The organism is Chitinophaga sp. (assembly GCF_039596155.1).
Taxonomy (GTDB): Bacteria; Bacteroidota; Bacteroidia; order Chitinophagales; family Chitinophagaceae; genus Chitinophaga.
Genome location: NZ_JBCNKF010000030.1, coordinates 62509 through 80274, shown reverse-complemented (window position 1 = coordinate 80274; position 17766 = coordinate 62509). Strand labels below are relative to the sequence as shown.

General features: G+C 44.9%; 15 protein-coding genes and 2 tRNA genes. 9 read left to right on the top strand and 8 right to left on the bottom strand.

Annotation, left to right across the window (positions count from 1 at the left end; genetic code table 11):
• The 6 genes from ABDW33_RS24615 to ABDW33_RS24590 are packed head-to-tail and all read left to right on the top strand — an operon-like array spanning position 1 to position 5305.
• A complete protein-coding gene (locus tag ABDW33_RS24615; RefSeq protein ID WP_343692758.1) occupies positions 1-2703 on the top strand; it encodes a hypothetical protein in 2703 nt (900 codons plus the stop codon).
• Complete coding sequence (locus ABDW33_RS24610) at positions 2700-3734, top strand: sialidase family protein (RefSeq protein WP_343692757.1); 1035 nt, start codon at positions 2700-2702, stop codon at positions 3732-3734. The genes ABDW33_RS24615 and ABDW33_RS24610 overlap by 4 nt, the downstream gene beginning before the upstream one ends.
• Before the next feature lie 11 nt (positions 3735-3745).
• Complete coding sequence (locus ABDW33_RS24605; RefSeq protein WP_343692756.1) at positions 3746-3991, top strand: hypothetical protein; 246 nt, start codon at positions 3746-3748, stop codon at positions 3989-3991.
• A gap of 23 nt (positions 3992-4014) precedes the next feature.
• Positions 4015-4275 carry a hypothetical protein gene (locus tag ABDW33_RS24600; protein WP_343692755.1) on the top strand — a complete coding sequence of 87 codons (261 nt, stop codon included), beginning with the start codon at positions 4015-4017 and terminating at the stop codon, positions 4273-4275.
• A gap of 2 nt (positions 4276-4277) precedes the next feature.
• The gene (locus ABDW33_RS24595) at positions 4278-4787 is read left to right on the top strand and encodes a hypothetical protein (protein ID WP_343692754.1); all 510 of its coding nucleotides are present in this window, start codon (positions 4278-4280) and stop codon (positions 4785-4787) included.
• The gene (locus tag ABDW33_RS24590) at positions 4784-5305 is read left to right on the top strand and encodes a hypothetical protein (RefSeq protein ID WP_343692753.1); all 522 of its coding nucleotides are present in this window, start codon (positions 4784-4786) and stop codon (positions 5303-5305) included. The genes ABDW33_RS24595 and ABDW33_RS24590 overlap by 4 nt, the downstream gene beginning before the upstream one ends.
• Positions 5306-5370: 65 nt before the next feature.
• Here the strand turns inward: ABDW33_RS24590 and ABDW33_RS24585 are convergent, their stop codons facing one another.
• From ABDW33_RS24585 to ABDW33_RS24575, 3 genes are all read right to left on the bottom strand, one after another.
• Positions 5371-6588, bottom strand: coding sequence for a tyrosine-type recombinase/integrase (locus tag ABDW33_RS24585; RefSeq protein ID WP_343692752.1), 1218 nt, complete (start codon positions 6586-6588; stop codon positions 5371-5373).
• Between the two features lie 100 nt (positions 6589-6688).
• A tRNA-Leu gene (locus ABDW33_RS24580) sits at positions 6689-6772 on the bottom strand.
• 80 nt (positions 6773-6852) lie between these two features.
• A complete protein-coding gene (locus tag ABDW33_RS24575; protein ID WP_343692751.1) occupies positions 6853-8001 on the bottom strand; it encodes an ATP-binding protein in 1149 nt (382 codons plus the stop codon).
• 107 nt (positions 8002-8108) lie between these two features.
• Between ABDW33_RS24575 and ABDW33_RS24570 the strand changes: the two genes are divergently transcribed.
• Positions 8109-9137 (top strand): glycosyltransferase family 2 protein, encoded by a 1029-nt coding sequence (locus tag ABDW33_RS24570; RefSeq protein ID WP_343692750.1) that lies wholly within the window; start codon positions 8109-8111, stop codon positions 9135-9137.
• Between the two features lie 439 nt (positions 9138-9576).
• On the opposite strand, the gene ABDW33_RS24565 is transcribed toward ABDW33_RS24570, so the two are convergent.
• The 3 genes from ABDW33_RS24565 to ABDW33_RS24555 all read right to left on the bottom strand — a co-directional run bounded on the left by ABDW33_RS24565 (position 9577) and on the right by ABDW33_RS24555 (position 10133).
• Positions 9577-9649: transfer RNA gene (locus ABDW33_RS24565), tRNA-Gly, on the bottom strand.
• A 183-nt stretch (positions 9650-9832) separates the two neighbouring features.
• Complete coding sequence (locus ABDW33_RS24560; protein WP_343692749.1) at positions 9833-10030, bottom strand: hypothetical protein; 198 nt, start codon at positions 10028-10030, stop codon at positions 9833-9835.
• A complete protein-coding gene (locus ABDW33_RS24555) occupies positions 10002-10133 on the bottom strand; it encodes a hypothetical protein (RefSeq protein ID WP_343692748.1) in 132 nt (43 codons plus the stop codon). Before ABDW33_RS24555 ends, ABDW33_RS24560 begins: the two co-directional genes overlap by 29 nt.
• A 155-nt stretch (positions 10134-10288) precedes the next feature.
• On the opposite strand from ABDW33_RS24555, the gene ABDW33_RS24550 reads away from it, so the two are divergent.
• Both ABDW33_RS24550 and ABDW33_RS24545 read left to right on the top strand, forming a co-directional pair.
• Entirely contained in the window at positions 10289-11827 is a 1539-nt protein-coding gene (locus tag ABDW33_RS24550; protein ID WP_343692747.1) for an alpha-L-arabinofuranosidase C-terminal domain-containing protein, read from the top strand.
• Positions 11828-11913: 86 nt separating this feature from the next.
• Entirely contained in the window at positions 11914-12558 is a 645-nt protein-coding gene (locus ABDW33_RS24545; RefSeq protein ID WP_343692746.1) for a type 1 glutamine amidotransferase domain-containing protein, read from the top strand.
• A gap of 66 nt (positions 12559-12624) precedes the next feature.
• Here the strand turns inward: ABDW33_RS24545 and ABDW33_RS24540 are convergent, their stop codons facing one another.
• Positions 12625-14829, bottom strand: a complete 2205-nt coding sequence (locus ABDW33_RS24540) for a DUF4838 domain-containing protein (RefSeq protein WP_343692745.1) — start codon at positions 14827-14829, stop codon at positions 12625-12627.
• 69 nt (positions 14830-14898) lie between these two features.
• Positions 14899-17766 carry a tetratricopeptide repeat protein gene (locus tag ABDW33_RS24535; protein ID WP_343692744.1) on the bottom strand — a complete coding sequence of 956 codons (2868 nt, stop codon included), beginning with the start codon at positions 17764-17766 and terminating at the stop codon, positions 14899-14901.

Genomic DNA, 17766 nt, shown 5'->3' with positions numbered 1-17766 from the left:
ATGAAGAAGGTATTATTTATAGCGCTGATCTTGATATCAGCATTGGCAAAAGGGCAGATTTATCAGACTGATCCATCTTTCGGTAAAACTTTTAACAGGGCCAACGCCGAAAAGATCCTGACGATTCCTGGAGACACCATACTTGACGGATCAATCAATCCCTGCAGGCAGATAGCACGTAGGGGAGATACACTGTACATGTATAGCTGTGAATTGTCTCATTGGATTTCAATTCTGTCTACAAATAACACTGCCGTATCACTGGATTCAGCTGTTCGCTCAAACGACACTCTATATTTCAGGAGAACAAATGGAGGTGTTATTGCCGTCTCAATGAACGGTATTCAGAACCAATACGCCGGGCCGCAAAATGCGCGTGCCTGGATAGACGGACACCTTCGGGCAGATAGTGGAATAGTGGTGAAACGGAAATTTACCGGGCTGGGGGATAAGGTAGGTGTCAATGTTGAGGACAGTACTACCGGTGGGAATTTGGAGCTTGGAAATTCAACATTCATTTCAACTCAATTCATGCCTTATATAGCAGGAACCATCAGGTATGACAGCACAAACCTTGGACTCTCTTTCAATAGAGCCTTATACTTATTGGGCCGGTATTACGCAGTAGATACCACTGGCAGATCAAATAGTGATAAAAATTTTATCCTGTCTGCAGGCGGTGTGAACATTGCGTCAAGAAACTTGAATGATGCAACTAATGGTCGTATAAGCAAGCAAAGCAATCTATTCTCCGTCACGAAGACACTCAGCCCGACCGCTCTCAAATACTCAATGAGGATAGGAGGTGATGATAACACGCAGTTCGCTGGCAAACTGGCGGTTGGATATCCGTTCGCTTTTAATGATACCACGGCTGATGACTTAATGACTTATATGCAACGATTTAAGTCTGGACAGGCATTGAAAGTGAATGGACGTGCAACAGCATCAGCTGCAGTAGACACAAACGATCTGGTTATTAAACGCCAGCTTGATGACTGGCAGAATTTCCAAATCACTAGTCTTTTGTCTGAAGCGGCGGTACCCATTCAACCAAGTGACAGTGTTGTAACGGCCTTGGGTAAGCTGCAGGCGCAAATAAATAACGGAGGTGGCGCCTCCTTACAGTCTGCAACTGCTGCCGGAAATACTACTACTTTAAGTGCAAGCTTTGGTTCATCTATTGTTCCTTTCAAAAGCGTTCATGCATGGACCGGCATCGCATTTTCTGATAGTAGTTATTTAACTGGCAGCGGCGGTATAATTAAAGCATTCACTAAAACCAATTCCGCCGGCGCAGTTCAAACTGGTAGCCTTGCAGCTTCATCAACATACGCTATAACGCAGCCGGCAGCTGGTAGTGCTTACATTCAGAATCAATTGATGGTTGGCAATACAGTGCCGCTGCGTGGTGCGCATATTAATAACGGCGTGGCGCTGGATGACAGTAGTTATTTGCGAGGAAACAGCGGCCCCAATCCGTATACATCTTTCCTTACCAATTCAAATGCGGCACAGACTGTTAAAATGGGCGGTCTTGTTGTAGCGTCTTCTTTTGCTACTGTGCCCCCAACGAATGGTGCTTACATACAAGGTAATGTGGGGATTAATGTTACTGGATCTACCCGGCAATTGCACGTGAGCGGTACCACACGGTTGGACCTTGGTAGTGATGCCAAATGGGATATGGCTTATAGAGATAGCGCAACTGGGAATTTAGCTCGTTTGGCGGCTGGTACTACTGGACAGATTCTTCAATCCGGATTTGGAGGTAAGCCACAGTGGAGTAATGCATCAAGTGTTGCAATATTGAACCAAAACACATCCGCGCAGTCTGGAAATTTCTGGATTACAGGTACGGGAAGAGCAGACTCAATGTATGCGAGCACATTTAGGGGTAATGCTTTCCTAACAGGGAACGACAGCACGGGTCTTTTGTCCTCTTCAACAGGTATCGTACAGTTAAGGGCGTATAATAAAGCGCTTGCGGTTTTGGGATATAATGGTAAAAGCTATATGGGTATTAATACATTTAGCCCCAATAGTGCATTGCATATTATGGGATCCATGGCTATAACACCTCGGGGGTTTGACTCGTCTATAACATTTTCAGATCAGTATTACTCTGTGTATGCTAATAATGATACCAACATTGTATATACTCTGCCACTGGCAAGTACTTGTCCAGGTAGAATATATGAGATTAAGAAAACAAAGCTCAATAGCGCATTGGTTATAATATCACCGTTTGCCAGCACAGATAGTATCGACCATAGATGGAGGGATACATTATTTGCACCGGGTGAATCTGTGAGGTTACAAGCTTATGGAAATTATTGGCAGGTACTTTCACGAACCAATCGTAATCAAAATATATCTGCTGTGACATTTTCGCCTGTTGCTTCCACAAACGACATATTGGGGACTGGGTACAGCGTTAGTATAACGGGGGTAGCCAATCGAATGAACGTATCAATAACAACCGGTACCGGTATAACTTCCAGCGGGACAATAGGTAACTTAGTGATGAGTTTACCTTTTGCCAGTACTCCAGTTACTGTATATAGTGCATCAGACGTAAATACCATAGGCGCACCTGTGGGATTCAACGCAACTAGTTCTAACACTATAATTATCTTTTCAACCTCAACCTTATTATCACCTTCAAGAACTTACTCCTTTAATTTAATATCAACTTTATGATTAAGAGCTATATATCATATTGGACGGCCGCAAATAAAAGAAAGGATTGCGCTGATTTATTGGTTCGAAGTGATGGCAGTTATTTCGTCGCTCTCAGTCAATACGGACCTGTAGATACTGATTCAAGCTCAGGACAAACAATGTATACCGTTTCAACAAACGGAGGGGTAACCTGGTCAGCACCTGCAGTATTTCAGGTAACATTGTCAGGCGCAATCAATACGGTGAGTCCAATGTTTTTTACCTATCCGGATGGAAGTGGCATAGGTTGCGTTTTTTATTCCAAGAAAACAGCAACTACCTCAATCGAACACTACGTAAAGAAGTCAACAGATGGTGGTGTTACATGGGGCGCAGCAACACTTATCTTATCAGGCACAGCATATTTCGGTCAGCTCAACGCTACTGCTCGTGTTTACTCAGGACGAATCATGTACCCTGTGTGGTGGGCAAATGACTATGCCGCATACCAGGCGGGAACGGAAGACTTAAAAGTATTCGTCTATTACAGTGATGATAATGGGGCAACGTGGTCCAGATCAGCAGATATATATTTACATAATATAAATCTCACTGAGGCATCATTGGTGCAGATGGGCAACGGACAGCTTATAATGACAATCAGGTGTAATCAGGGTGTACAGTATTTTGCATACTCTTCAGATAACGGCTCTACATGGTCCGGGGCTGGAGCATCTACTTTAATAAGTCCCGATGCACCTGCCCTATTGTTTTGGGGTAACAATGCATTACATGCCATTCACAATTACCAATCTGCAGTATTATTCAGGAACAGGGGATACCGTACTCCATTGGTGATCAGCAGGTCAACTGACTATGGTGCGACGTGGAATAAGTTGTTGGATATCGAGAGTAGTAGTACACATGAATTCAGTTACCCTTCGGTCGTAATTGATGGAAGTAATAATCTGCTTCTAACTTACTACGATAGAGTTCTCATTCCCGACAATAACAATCAAACTCAATCTCTGAAGTTCTGCAAAATTGCAGCTTCTGAATGGATAATTTAAAACTTAGTATTATGTCAGAAAATACAGAAACAAAGTTTGGTTTCGACCAACTCAATACCAGAACCCCTTTGTGGGCCAAACGCACATTTTACATTGTATCAGTATTAACTACTGTTGCAGTATTTATCGTATCCGGTGATCCTGCGATTAAGCCTGATACTGCAGTTAGAATAATGCTTTATTTAAAAGGACTGGACATGCTGACGCTAGCCTTATCAAAAATGTTCGGGCTTCAAACTAAAGATGAACAGTCATGACACCGGAACAAAACATAGAACGGATGGAAGAGAACTTGGAAAGAGTTACAGAGGATCTGGGCGAGATGAAAGGCGAACTCGGGGAGATGAAAGGCGTGATGCATCAGATCAAAGAGGCAATCATGGGGAACCCTATGTCTGGTGATGGCGGCCTGGCTGGTAGAATCAAGAAACTGGAAGATCGTGTGTCGGAATATGATCGTATGAAATGGTGGATTATTGGCGTTGCGACATCTGCCGGGTTTAGTATCAGTTCGTTGATTGATAAGTTCTTAAACCATTGACAATGAGATATTCAATTTTTATACTGTTTTTTTTGCTTGTTATTGGCTGCCGGTCTCCTGAGAATATTGCAGCCCGTAAAGCAGCCAAAGATGCAGCGGCCAGGCAAAAGGAAATGGTGCAGCTGCAGAAGGTTCGGGAGGCACTACCATGTGTGCCAGTACAACCCTTGAAGCAAGGGATCACACAATACTTGCCTGGTGAAAAGATCCCCTGCAATGGCAGGGATAGTGTCAAATGCCCTGATCAAAAGGTTAGGGTTGATACTTTACAGGTTGAGGACCAAGCAGCACTGAAAGCTGTAAGGGATAGTCTTGCCGAGGCCAATTTAAAGTGTGATAAACTACTCGACAAATACACTGAAGAAGCAGCCAAGAACGATAAGTTACAGGCCAATCTTAAAGATGTAACATTCGACAAGAATGCTTGGAAGAAACGCGCCTGGTTGACATGGGTCGGTATCAGTCTGGTAGTTGGTGGTGGTATTTTTTCAAAGATTAAAGGATTTATATGAAGAACGCATATCCAGAAAAGCCAATGGTGCCATACCAAAAGACAACGGTTGAAATGGCAAAAGTGATCGCTGCAATAAAAAAATTACAGGCGCCTGTAGAAGTAAAGAGATCTACTTACATTGTCTTCCGTAACGAATCTGCAAACGGGAAGTCAGGAGTGAATAATAACTTCGGTGGCATCCAGGTTGACAGCACCCGGTGGCCGGCTAAATATGATCGCCTGATCACTGGTGTTGTATCTAAGACTGAGAATGGAACTGGGAATGTAAGATTGTTTGCGGCATTCGCCAGCCCAGAATCATTCCTTGAAATGCTGTCCGATCGGCTGAAAGATCGCGGTATTTATGTGGGTGGTGATACATACAGAGTTGTTAAGGCTCACGTGGATACCCCTGCGGAACTTGCATTGATCTATAAACGCGAGTGGGTTACCGGCGATAAGGATGCTATTCTCACAGAGGCAGAGCAGAAGAATTTCGTATCTATGTACAACCAGGCAGAGGCGCTGTTCAAATAAATAACTACAATTCAGATTTTGGTTGATATGATAAAAAGATGAGTGTATACCCAGCTTTTTATTGTTTATATCTCCCTACTGCCTTCAATAGCCCCGCGTTCAATAAGTACGCCCAAATCTCTTAGATAGATCTCGGTCTCTGAGGGAGACTTATGCCGCAGCAATACCATTATTTGAAGGATTGTCTTTCCCGCCATCGCTAAATGGATCGCCCTGGTGTGTTTAAAAGAATAAAGCGTATATCTATCTTCCAGTCCAACCTGATCTCTATATGGCCTGAAAATTCGCGAATAGTGATTTGCAGACGCAGGGGTAGGACCAGGCTTGCCACAATTGCCGAATATATGCCAGTCTGCCGGTAGCTTGTCATAGCCCTGAGCAATGAAATGAGCTTTTAATATCGGGTCAAGTGGTATGTAGTCGTCCCGCCTGGACTTTGCATCTTCCGCCTCTATTTTAATGAGATTACGATCATATATAACCCAGCCTGCTTTTAAAGCAATCATCTCTGATTTCGCCCTGATACACGCATAGTAACTCGTTAATATCAATCCCTCCATATACCGATCCTTCGCATTTCGAACCGCAGAGAGAATCAGGGATAATTGCTGATCATCATATGCGGCATGCTTACGGGCAAGTGTGTCGCGTGTTGGGGCACCTTGGATTGGGTTCTTCTCAATTATCCCGTGGATATTCAATGATAAAAGATTAAGGAAGGCGTGCAGTGAAGTCAGATAATTATTGTAGGTTTTACCTACCCATCCTCTTTTGAGTTCGCTATCACGCAGGAACGACAGCAGCAGGTCGGCAGTAAGATCCCGGGCCTTTGTAAGAAGCAGATTACGTTCGTTCATCCATTCCAGCAACAGTCCGATGTTATCTTTATACCTGGTTATCGTGGCCTTTGATTTTTTCTCCTGCTTTTTTTGATCAATGAAGAATTTATATGCCTGCACTACTGTATAGTTATGTCGCAACGACACAGAATTCATTAACGCCTGTTGAGCAGCTTCCTGCTGTTGCTGTTCTTCTATCAATAACTCTTCCTCGCCATAAGGTGAGTAGCCGGCAGCAAGCGCCAGGTTAACAGCATCACGTAGCATGATGGCATAGGCAATCTTTTCGTTACCCGACTTCCTGTTAATGTCTTCGTAAACCCGAAATGGTTCTTTTCTAAAAGTAAAAGGGTTGGTATACCTGTAGATGACATACCATTTGCTTACACTTAGGTCGAGTGAGCTGGGATAAATTACCGCTGGGGAATAGTTTACACTAGTCATTTTCAAAAATTTATGTTTTTTTGAATTGACCCCCGAACGGCCCCCGTTACTTCTGTGAAACAACGAAACCCGCTCTGGGAGCGGGTTAGTTAGTGTAATGTGCGGAAGAGGAGATTCGAACTCCCAAGCCCTTTCAGGCACTACCACCTCAAAGTAGCGCGTCTACCAATTTCGCCACCTCCGCATCTTTGAAGGAGTGCAAATATATAATCTTTTTAAAAACCAACAAATTTAATTGCAAATTTTTCTGCTTCCCCCACCCATTTATTTCCTCAACCAAATCCTAAACGTCGTCCCTTTCCCAATCTCCGAAGACTTTACCATCAATCTCCCCTTATGATACTCATCAATAATCCGCTTGGCCAACGACAGCCCTAACCCCCAACCCCGTTTCTTTGTACTAAACCCCGGCTTAAACACCTTCTCGAAATTTGCCTTCGGAATCCCTTTCCCCGTATCAGTAATATCAATAATAATATGCGCCGGATGGCTCTCAATGAAAATATCAATACTACCCTTCCCCTCCATCGCATCCAACGCATTCTTCAATAAATTCTCGATCACCCAGTCAAACAACGAAGGCGAAATCATCGCCGGCATCTCATGCTCCTGCGTATGCATCGTAAATACCACCTTCTGTGGCGCCCTCTTTTTAATATACTGCATCATACTGCTCACCTGCTGAATCACATCCCGCTCTTCCAGCTGCGGTACACTACCAATCTTCGAGAATCGCTCCGTGATCAGTTTCAACCTGTCTACATCCTTCGTCAGTTCTGCCGCCATCAGTTCATTGCCTTCCGTTTCCTTGAGCAACTCAATCCACGCTTCAATAGATGATAGGGGAGTGCCCAGCTGGTGCGCCGTCTCTTTGGCCATCCCGACCCATACCAGGTTCTGGACTGCACGGTTGGAAGATGACAAGGCGATCAGCATGATACTTACAAACAACGCCACCACCATTAATTGTATATATGGATAGTAACGAACCTGTTTGAGAATAAGGGAGTCACCATAATAAATATAATTGTAAAGATTATTCCGGGTATCGATCTCCATGATAAATGGCCGGTGTTGCTTCCGGAAGGTAGTCAACTCATCTTCAATGTATTGTGGATTATGTGCCATCCGTACTGTATCCAGGTTACGGGAGTCGATAATATGCCCTTCCCGGTCTGTGATGATCACAGGAATAGTGGTATTGTTAGTGATGATCTCTACTGCAAGGTTGAGATTCGCTTCGTCGGGAGCCTGTAATAGCTCTTTGTTAGCCGCCACCCAGGTCGCCACTTTGCGGGTTTCTTCGTCTTCGATCTTGCGGGCCAGGCTGCTTACATACCAGATTGTCCCCACTATAATGAGTACTGCCGCACTAACCAGCAGGAATTTCCAGCCTATGAACTGTTTGAACATATGAGGATCGAATTTAAGCAATAAGCACAAAATGCTCCTTACACACTTCCGTATTTTTCGCATATTTGCAACGCTAAATATATTACTCACGTATAATACTGAATCTATTGTCTGGAACACCATCGGTAGCAGTTGTCATCCTGAATTGGAACGGGCGTAAGTTTCTGGAAGATTTTCTGCCTTCCGTATGTAGGTCTACCTATGAGAACCTGCAGTTGTACGTGGCAGACAATGCTTCCACGGATGATAGCGTGGCTTTTGTACGCGAGCATTTCCCCGCGGTGAAAATTATTCAGAATAGCACCAATAACGGGTTTGCCGGGGGATATAATGAAGCCTTGCAACATGTGCAGGCAGATATTTATGTATTGCTGAATCAGGACGTAGAGGTAGTACCTGACTGGATTGAGCCTGTCGTCGCATTAATGAAAAGGGATCACCATATTGCAGCCTGTCAGCCAAAGCTGAGGGCTTATTACAATAAGCCGGAATTTGAGTATGCCGGTGCTGCAGGCGGATGGATGGATATTCTGGGGTATACCTTTTGCCGGGGACGTATCCTCTATACAACCGAAAGGGATGAAGGTCAGTATGATGATGAGCAGGATATTTTCTGGGCTACCGGTGCGGCATTATTTATCCGGTCTTCCTGTTTTCATGAGGTAGGCGGGTTTGACGCAGACTTCTTTGCACACATGGAAGAGGTAGATCTGTGCTGGCGATTGAAAAGAGCGGGTTACAGGATCTGTTATTGCCCCGAATCCATTGTTTACCATGTAGGAGGGGGCAGTCTGCCACAGGGGAACCCAAGGAAAGTATACCTGAATTTCCGGAATAACCTGATGATGTTGTGGAAGAACCTGCATCCCCAGGACAGATGGATAGTACTCTTCCAACGTTTCTTCCTGGATGTACTGGCCGGCGTGAAGAGCCTGGTGGCTGGAAAACCCAAAGACATGAAAGCCATCTATAAAGCCTATATCGATTACAGGCGCTGGCGCAGAAAGTATAAAGGTGAGAAACATGCCTTGCCCCGGAAGAAGTTGCTGGATATGACAGGAGTGTTTCACGGCATCATGATCTGGCGGTATTATTTCCTGAACAGGAAGACTTTCAGAACTTTGGAAAAAGAGTAAAGGAATTGTAAAAATTTACTTTGATTTTCATTTGACATGATGTAAGTTTGCAATGCGAAATACATAGATATGGAAAATAATACTGTTGAAAACAAGAATGACTTTACCAATAACTGGGTGTCGTCTTCCAGATTTTTATTTTATATAAGCATTTTCTGCTTTTTATCTTTTGTGCTGGGAGGTTGCTACCAATTGTATAAACACCGTTATCCTGGTAAGCCTGAGGTAAATGTTCCAGAAAACACGCTTTATAATCCTAAATACAAATAAGGATTTTATCATATTAAAAGAGCCTTTCGGTGATGCCGGAAGGCTCTTTTCGTTTTAGCTTAAAACAATAAAAAAACCGCATTTGCCATAGACGAATGCGGTTTTTTATTAAAGAGCCTGGTGAAAATAAAAAAGCCTGATAAGTTATCTTATCAGGCTTTTTTCTCTGAGCGGAAGACCGGGCTCGAACCGGCCACCCCGACCTTGGCAAGGTCGTGCTCTACCAAATGAGCTACTTCCGCTTGTGTATGTAAGAACTTTTTTCCCGTTTTCGCCTCACTGTGGTTGCGATTGGGATTGCAAATGTACAATTTGTTTTTAATCTGCCAAATATTTTTTTAAATTATTTCTTTAATTCACTCGGCGCTATCCCAAATTTCTTCCTGCATGCCGAGCTGAAATGCTGTGGAGACGAGTATCCCAGCTCATAAGCAATTCCCATCTTCTAATAAACTTCTGGCAATGCCTAAACGATAATCCGCCAGGTATCCAAACACCGTCATATTGAACACTTCCTTAAACTTCTTCTTTAATTTAAATTCATTTATCCCAACGATCCGGGACAACTCCGACAAACTCGGAGGCATTTTCATATTATCGATCAGGTACAGTAACCAGGTCACTGTTGTACATGTATTGTTTTACAAATGCAGGTTCCGTAAGCAGTGGCCAGACCCTTTCCGATGTTGCTGCCAATGTAAGCGTATTTGAGATGATCTTTTCCATATAAACAAATGTAGTATCACCCCGTCCATGACATGTATATTTAACGGAGTATGAATACTTATATAAAAAGGATAAAAATAGTTGTACAATTGACAGTTAATTTTTCTATCTTAGCCATCGTTCCACGTCTTCGCAATTAAGCTAATGAAAACTATATGAAAAAAAATCTCACTTTCCTGGTGCTTTTAGTGGTCATGCACGTTGCAAAAGCACAAACTACTGCCAGCCTGACGGTATCTGGTAAATCAGATCACCAGATCAGCCGCCACATCTACGGTCACTTCTCCGAGCACCTCGGCCATTGTATTTATGATGGTTTCTGGGTAGACTCCTCCCTGAACGTACCGAAAAAAGATCGTATCCGCCTCGATGTCGTGGATGCACTCAAAAAGATCCATATCCCGAACCTACGCTGGCCCGGTGGCTGCTTTGCAGATGAATACCACTGGCGGGATGGTATCGGTAAAAGATCTGATCGCCCTAAAATGGTAAATACCAACTGGGGCGGTGTTACTGAAGACAACTCTTTCGGTACCCATGAATTCATGGAACTTTGCGAACTGCTGCACACAGAACCTTATATCTCTGCAAACGTGGGTAGCGGAACCGTAGAAGAAATGTCTAAATGGGTGGAATACTTCAACTTTGACGGCGTAAGCCCTATGAGTAAACTCCGTGCTGAAAACGGTCACCCTGCTCCCTGGAAAGTGGGCTTCTGGGGCGTCGGTAACGAAAGCTGGGGATGCGGTGGTAATATGACCCCCGAGTTCTATGCGAACCAGTTCCGTCGCTATGCAACCTATGCGCGCGATTATCCGGGCGCAAGACTGAAGAAAATGGCCAGCGGTGCCAGCGACTTTGACTACCACTGGACGGAAGTATGTATGAGAGATATTCCGCTGCATATGATGTGGGGACTGTCTTTGCACTATTATACCCTGCCGGGCGACTGGGGCCACAAAGGTTCTGCTACTAACTTCGACGAAAAAGAATACTTCACCACCATGCGGAAATGCCTGCTCATGGACACACTCGTGACCAAGCACTCCGCTGTAATGGATAAATATGATCCTAAAAAGAGCGTTGCCCTCGCGGTGGATGAATGGGGCATCTGGACTGATGTAGAACCAGGTACGAACCCTGGCTTCCTGTATCAGCAAAACAGCCTCAGAGATGCACTGATCGCAGCTTCTACACTCAATATCTTTAACAACCACAGCGACCGTGTCAGACTGGCAAACCTGGCGCAGACTGTCAACGTATTACAGGCCCTTATCCTGACAGATAAAGAGAAGATACTGCTTACACCAACATACTACGTTTTTGACCTGTTCCAGGTACACATGGATGCAGCTTACCTGCCTATCCAGCTGAATAGCCCATCCTACACCTCCGGCAATGAAAGTATCCCTGCTGTGAATGCATCTGCTTCCAAAGATTCTACCGGTGCAGTGCATATCTCTTTCGTAAACCTGGATCCTTCTAAAAAGATCACTGTGAAAGCGAACCTGCAGGACGTACAATGGAAGAATGTTACCGGTCAGGTACTGACATCAGGTAAATTCACCGACATCAATACCTTCGAAAAGCCTGACAAAGTGAAAATCACAAATTTCAGCGGCGCGAAGAAACAAGGAAATGACCTGGTCGTAGAATTGCCAGCTACTTCTGTAGTGGTAGTGACCTTAAAATAATTGCAGTTCTTTAACAATCTGATGCCCCGGAGTACTGCTCCGGGGCATTATTATTGCAGCAGTATTTGCTTCAAAAACAAATGCTTATGAAGATATTGTTAGTAACCACAACCCACCATCAGCCAGGTAATACAGGCCTATGGCTTGATACACTGGCAGCCCCTTACTATGCATTTATCGAAGCCGGAGCCGATGTTCAGGTCGCTTCGCCAAAAGGTGGCAGGGTTACCTTAGATCCAACTGCAGAGCAGCATCACCAGTTACTCGCAGATCAGGACGCCATCTATTGGCTGGAAAACTCACTGAAGTTATCCGAAGTGAGTGCGGAAAATTACGATTCCATCTTTATTGCAGGTGGGAGAGGAGCCATGTGGGACCTGGTTGACAATAAGGAGCTGAATGCTTTATTACAGGATTTTAACAAGGCGCATAAACCCATTGCAGCCATTGCCCACGGCGTGGCAGGATTATGTTGTTCGAAAGATAAGAGCGGCATGAGTTTACTGGCAGGCAGGAATGTCACAGCTATTTCCAATGAAGAAGAAAAAGGAGAAGTACCTTTCCCTTTGGAAACCAGATTAAAAGAAATAGGTGCCGTGTTTTATAAAGGAGATAAAGTCGTGAGTGATGACAATATTATCACCGGCCGGAATGCTGCTGCTGCCGTAGAAACCGCAGAAGCAGTGATTGAACAGCTGGAAAATAACTACTATGTACATTTCAGGATATAACTAAAATTTACATCCTTCGAATTTTAAAAAATAAGAGCGCCTGTGTTTTACAGGCGCTCTTATTTTTTAAAACACATACACTTCATCACAACATAAAGATGGACGCTTCGCAGGAGGTGCCCCACGCCACCCCGGTACCGCAGCCTGACATTGCCCTGTCACCCTCACATACCTCGCCTGCACACCAGACAAGCCGAACTTAAATGTATTGATACTGGTCGTGTAATCCTCGTCCGCAATTGATGGCGTTTTCTGCGTACCCGCAGCTGTAAAATGCACACCATCTACAGACGTCTCTACAGTGATCGTTGCCGGGTTAAAAATATAATGCCTTGGGTCATTCAGGAAATTCATCTGTACTGTATTTACTGTCTTCTGAGCCCCGAGATCAATGGTTGCCACCAGGTCCCTGCCATATATATACAACCAGTTAATACTAAAATCCTTTGTTCCTGAGAGCCCATCCGTCAGGGTCCGTTCCCGCTTTGCCGGATATTCATCTGAAGGGGGATTGACCAATGTCACCTTCGCATTATACGCCAGACTGTTCACCCACTTCTGCGAAAAAATAGCCTCCCATTCCTGTTGATAAGCATCCGGTGATGCGCCCCCTTCTGATAGCTCCTTCACGCCTGCTACCTTGCACTGGGCCACAAACTTCTTCACCCTTTCCGGCCAGCGCGGATTCACCTCGAATCCATTTCCGGCCGCCTGTAAATATCCATACTTATCTGCTCCAAAGAAACGGGATTGCTGCAATACACAATATTCCAGCCCCAGTCTTGTATTATACACCCTTGTGAGGGCTTCTCCTTCTGCGGCTGCTTCCGCCTTATCCAGTATGGTTGAATATTTATCAATGGCCTCCGGCGATAAATAGTTTTTCGCACTCGCCACAGGATTACCATATATGTCCAGCTGACCCTTCGCCGCTGTTAAGGCATTCACATAATCCAGCACGGCCCCACCTGCTTTCCCATAATATCCGTTGAAAAAGTCTTTCGTAACAGCCGCCGCATCCACCGAAGGATCCCATAGTAACTTCGCCTGCAAATAAGCATTATACGCATCCATATCTCCATAAGTATCTCCACTTCCCTGTGAAAATACCCCACGTACTTTATGCGCCGTCATATATTGTAAATTGGGCTGTAAATTATTGTAGTCAGGAAACGGCGCAAGATAATTTGTAAACTGTGTTGTATAATCCCACACAAAAAGATTATCCGTCAGGGCTCCCCAGCTTTCCAGGTTCTTCCTGAATTCCGCCGCCGAAGGAATCGTGCTCAGCGGCTCTTGTCTGTAGGCATCAATACTACTCAGCATTATATAAACATTCGAAGCCGGTTTCGTCTTCAAAGGTGCCTTTGCGGTATATAAATAGGCCAATGTTGTAAAATGCTGATCAGGGAATTTTGCAGCTACCCTGTTGATAAACCGGATCAACGTACCTGATGCACTCCCTTCTTCCTTATTCACCTTACTACATGCATCGCAGGTACAGAATCCGCCACCATCTTCTGCTGCAATAGACCAATACAGGGCATCCGGATTATCTGCGATGGCCTTACGCAGATAGTCAACCGTTACATTAAAAACCCCCTCATTGCTCAGGCACAGCTGTGTAGCCTGCCGTTTTCCATCTACCAGTGCATAATACTCCGGATGCGCAGCGAAATAAGTCTTAGGTGGCACAATCTTAAAGAATGAATGCCCCCATACTCCCCACAGATCCTCAAACCGGTGTAACTTATGCCATTCCAGGTATTCATTCTCAAATGCAGCAGGGTAATAAGTTTCCCGGTACACCAATGCCGGTTCCTGCTTATCCATCAATTGCTGCGGTACACTTATTGCTTTCGTAGCCGGTATCCAGGCAGGTCCTGCCGCATACTTACGGGCACCAAAATATTTCTCAATCAATGTATACACACCATATACCACACCCTTCCCCGTTCCTCCTTTGATATATACATCGCGCGTATCTGCGGCAATCAAAAATCCTTCTCCTTTCAATTTTCCATAAGCAGCACTATGCTCGGTATTTCCCACAAAAATTGCCGCCTGATTTTTTTGATACCCATTTTCTTTGATCAGCGGCAATGTTACCCCCGCAATGCGCTTCACATAATCCTGCAATACCGCCCCTGCATGCGCCTCATTCTTTGTAGCTTCCACAGGTAACACGATCACATGCTTCCTCAGGTCTATCGGGGAAACCGCAGACTGACATGATAACAGGGTCAATACTAATAACAGTGAGTGCATCATTCTGAACATGAAAATTTAAAATTAGACTGAAAAAAAACTCCCTCCTTATCAGGGAGGGAGTCAGTATATTTAAAACTTACGCTGCAAAGTTATATAAAGATCATATTGGTTCTGGAAGTCTGTATCATTGATCTTCTGGTTGATCCAGGTTCCGTATACTCCCACTGACGTCCGGTACTTAAATGTTTTCAGGTAACCGGCTCCTACACTCCTTGTCAATAATCCCGCCAGTTTTGGGAACTGTACTAACCGGCTCCTGTCATCCGGCGAAGTACCCAGCCCCGCTACAAACATGATATAATCCTGGCTGTGGTTCATATAATACCTGCTCGTGAGGTTAAAGGACGTATAGAAGTTAGGTGAGTCGCTAATAAAGTAAGCCCTGAAGTTTACCCAGAAATCTTTCCAGGTTTTGGCTACCGAAGCCACCCCTGAAATACTGTTCACAGTGTCGGCCTTGAGGTAACGCACGCCCAGCTCTCCTTCTATATTATGCTTAAAGGTTTTAAACAGGGAATAGGCCACTCTGAACTGGGGAAACACAATACCATTTGAGTAGTTAACCAGACCATAAGAATACATCTTAGGGGTATGGTTATAGTAGATCTCCGCTTCTCCCATCAGCCCGGTGCCCTGGGTACGGCCTGCGTAGTTCAGCCGGGCTGCCCATGAGCCACGTGGAATATAATGACGGTATTCCAGCGTAGCGATGCTGTACTTCGTAGATGTGTAATCATAATTGGTATTCAGATAGTACATACCAAACTGATTCTTCAGCGTCTTGCTTTTCAGGTACTCCGCATAATCCTGGTTGGCCGGCGTGTTTTTTAATACCACTACAGAATCTGCTGCTGCCGCTGCAGCTACATATTCCTTCCTGCTCTCCAGTGTAACCGCACGTTTCTGAATAAAGGCCTCATTATTTGGATAATAACGGATGCCCTCATTGGCATAGGCCAGTGCACTATCATATTGTTGCTTGCCATTCAGCAGGTTAATGCTATATAACAACCCCATTGAATCACGTCTGTTTACCGCCAGTACCTGTTTGAATACGGCAAGTGCACTATCCGGCTGGTTGTTCCGCTGGTAAGTAGTACCCTGTGCCAGCAGCCCTTCTGTATACGCATTCCGGTATTTTACCGTGAACGGGTACCGCTGCATCAGTTGGTAAGTAATGTCATTTGCTGCTGCATACCTGTTTACACTTGTCAATACACCGGCTTTCTTCAGTAAGAGGTCTTTATTGTCAGGATAATATTTTAATCCCTGGTCAGCATATAGCAATGCACTATCTGGCTGTCCCACGGCCGTTTCCATATTGATCAGGTAGTTGATAGCATCCAGGTTGTTGGGCTGCTCTGCCAGTACCCGTCTGAATTGCGCTGCTGCCATATCATATTCTTCGGACTGCATCAGTATTCTGCCGGCGGTAAGACGTAAGTCTACGAGATTTGCCTGGTAACGTTCATCTCCCGGGTTACGTTCCAGCAGTTGTGAAGCAATGGCTGCGGCTTCATCATATTGACCCATTCCGGCCAGTACACTGCTTTTTTTGATCAGGAAACGGGTATTGTCAGGATATATTGCAAGTGCTTTGTCTAATACCTGCAGTGCACGTACATTATCTTTCTGAATGATGTATGTATTCGCTGTCATGTCCAGCGCTGCGGTATCTTTCGGATCAGCCTGCAAGGCCTTAGTGAATTCAGACAAGGCCAGGTCATACTGCTGCTGGGATAAATAATCCCGGCCACTAGCTATTTTCAGGGCCGTATACCTGCTTCTCAGGTCCGCATTACCAGGATTACCCTGACGCAGTTTTTCTGCCAGCGCAGCTGCTTCAGTAAATTTCCTGTCGCTTTCCAGTACATCCATTTTCAAACCGAGCAGGCGCTGGTCATTCGGACTACTCTTCAATCCACGGTTAATCCATGCCAGCGCTTCACGATAAGCCCCGCGTGACATGCTTAAACCAATCACTTTATCCAGTGCTTCACGGTTGCCGGGATTTTTCTCCAATACGCCTTCATATAACAGGTAAGGATCAGTGTTGGCATACCACGCAGCCGCTTCCATACGCAAGGGAGTTTCCATACTGCGAGCCTTCCCATCGTTGGGGAACCTTTTCAGGATTAATTGCAAATATGCCAATGCTCCTGCATAATCATGGGTATCCTGCAGCAGTCCCAGCTTACGCATCATCAGGTCATAAGAACCCGGATTCGATGCCAGTTCTGCATTGATCTGTTCCATGGCACTGGTATAGCTGCCACTGCGGATGTACATGTTGGTAATCGCCTCTTTTGCTTCTCTGTTATTAGGATCTACCAGCAGTGCTTTTTCATAGTTTTGCTGTGCCAGCAGCTGGTTCCCTCTTACCTGGTAGTAGCGGCCTGCCAGCATATAGTGACCGGTATAGGCACGGGTTACGACGGTATCTCCGGAGTATTTCTCCAGTAAAGAGTTGGCATAAATCCCTCCCTGGAAAAAGTTTTCACTGGCATCCAGGATACCCAGCTTCTTCAGCATCAGGTCACGGTCTGCCGGAAAGTGATATAAACCTTCATCTACATAACATGCTGCTTCTTCATATTTCTTAGCGCCCAGTTCAATATTGACCGCGTACAGGTAGGCATCCTTGTACAGCGGATCTTTAGCCAGTACCGCTTTTATATGTTTACGTGCTGCTGCAGTCTGCCCGGTAAGCATATAGAGCCTGCCTAATAGTAATTCCTGGTCTGTAAATTCAGGCCTTTTGGCCAGCGCCGCCTTTGAAAGCTCTATAGCCTTTGCATAGTGCTGCGCCTTTGTTTCTTTCACCGCCTCGTTATAGAGGTCATCTGCATCCGGCCCTTTCCTGAATAACTGTGCTTCTGCCTGTAAGGACAGGCATATCAGGGTACCTGATAGTATATATTTAAAAAAAGACATCAT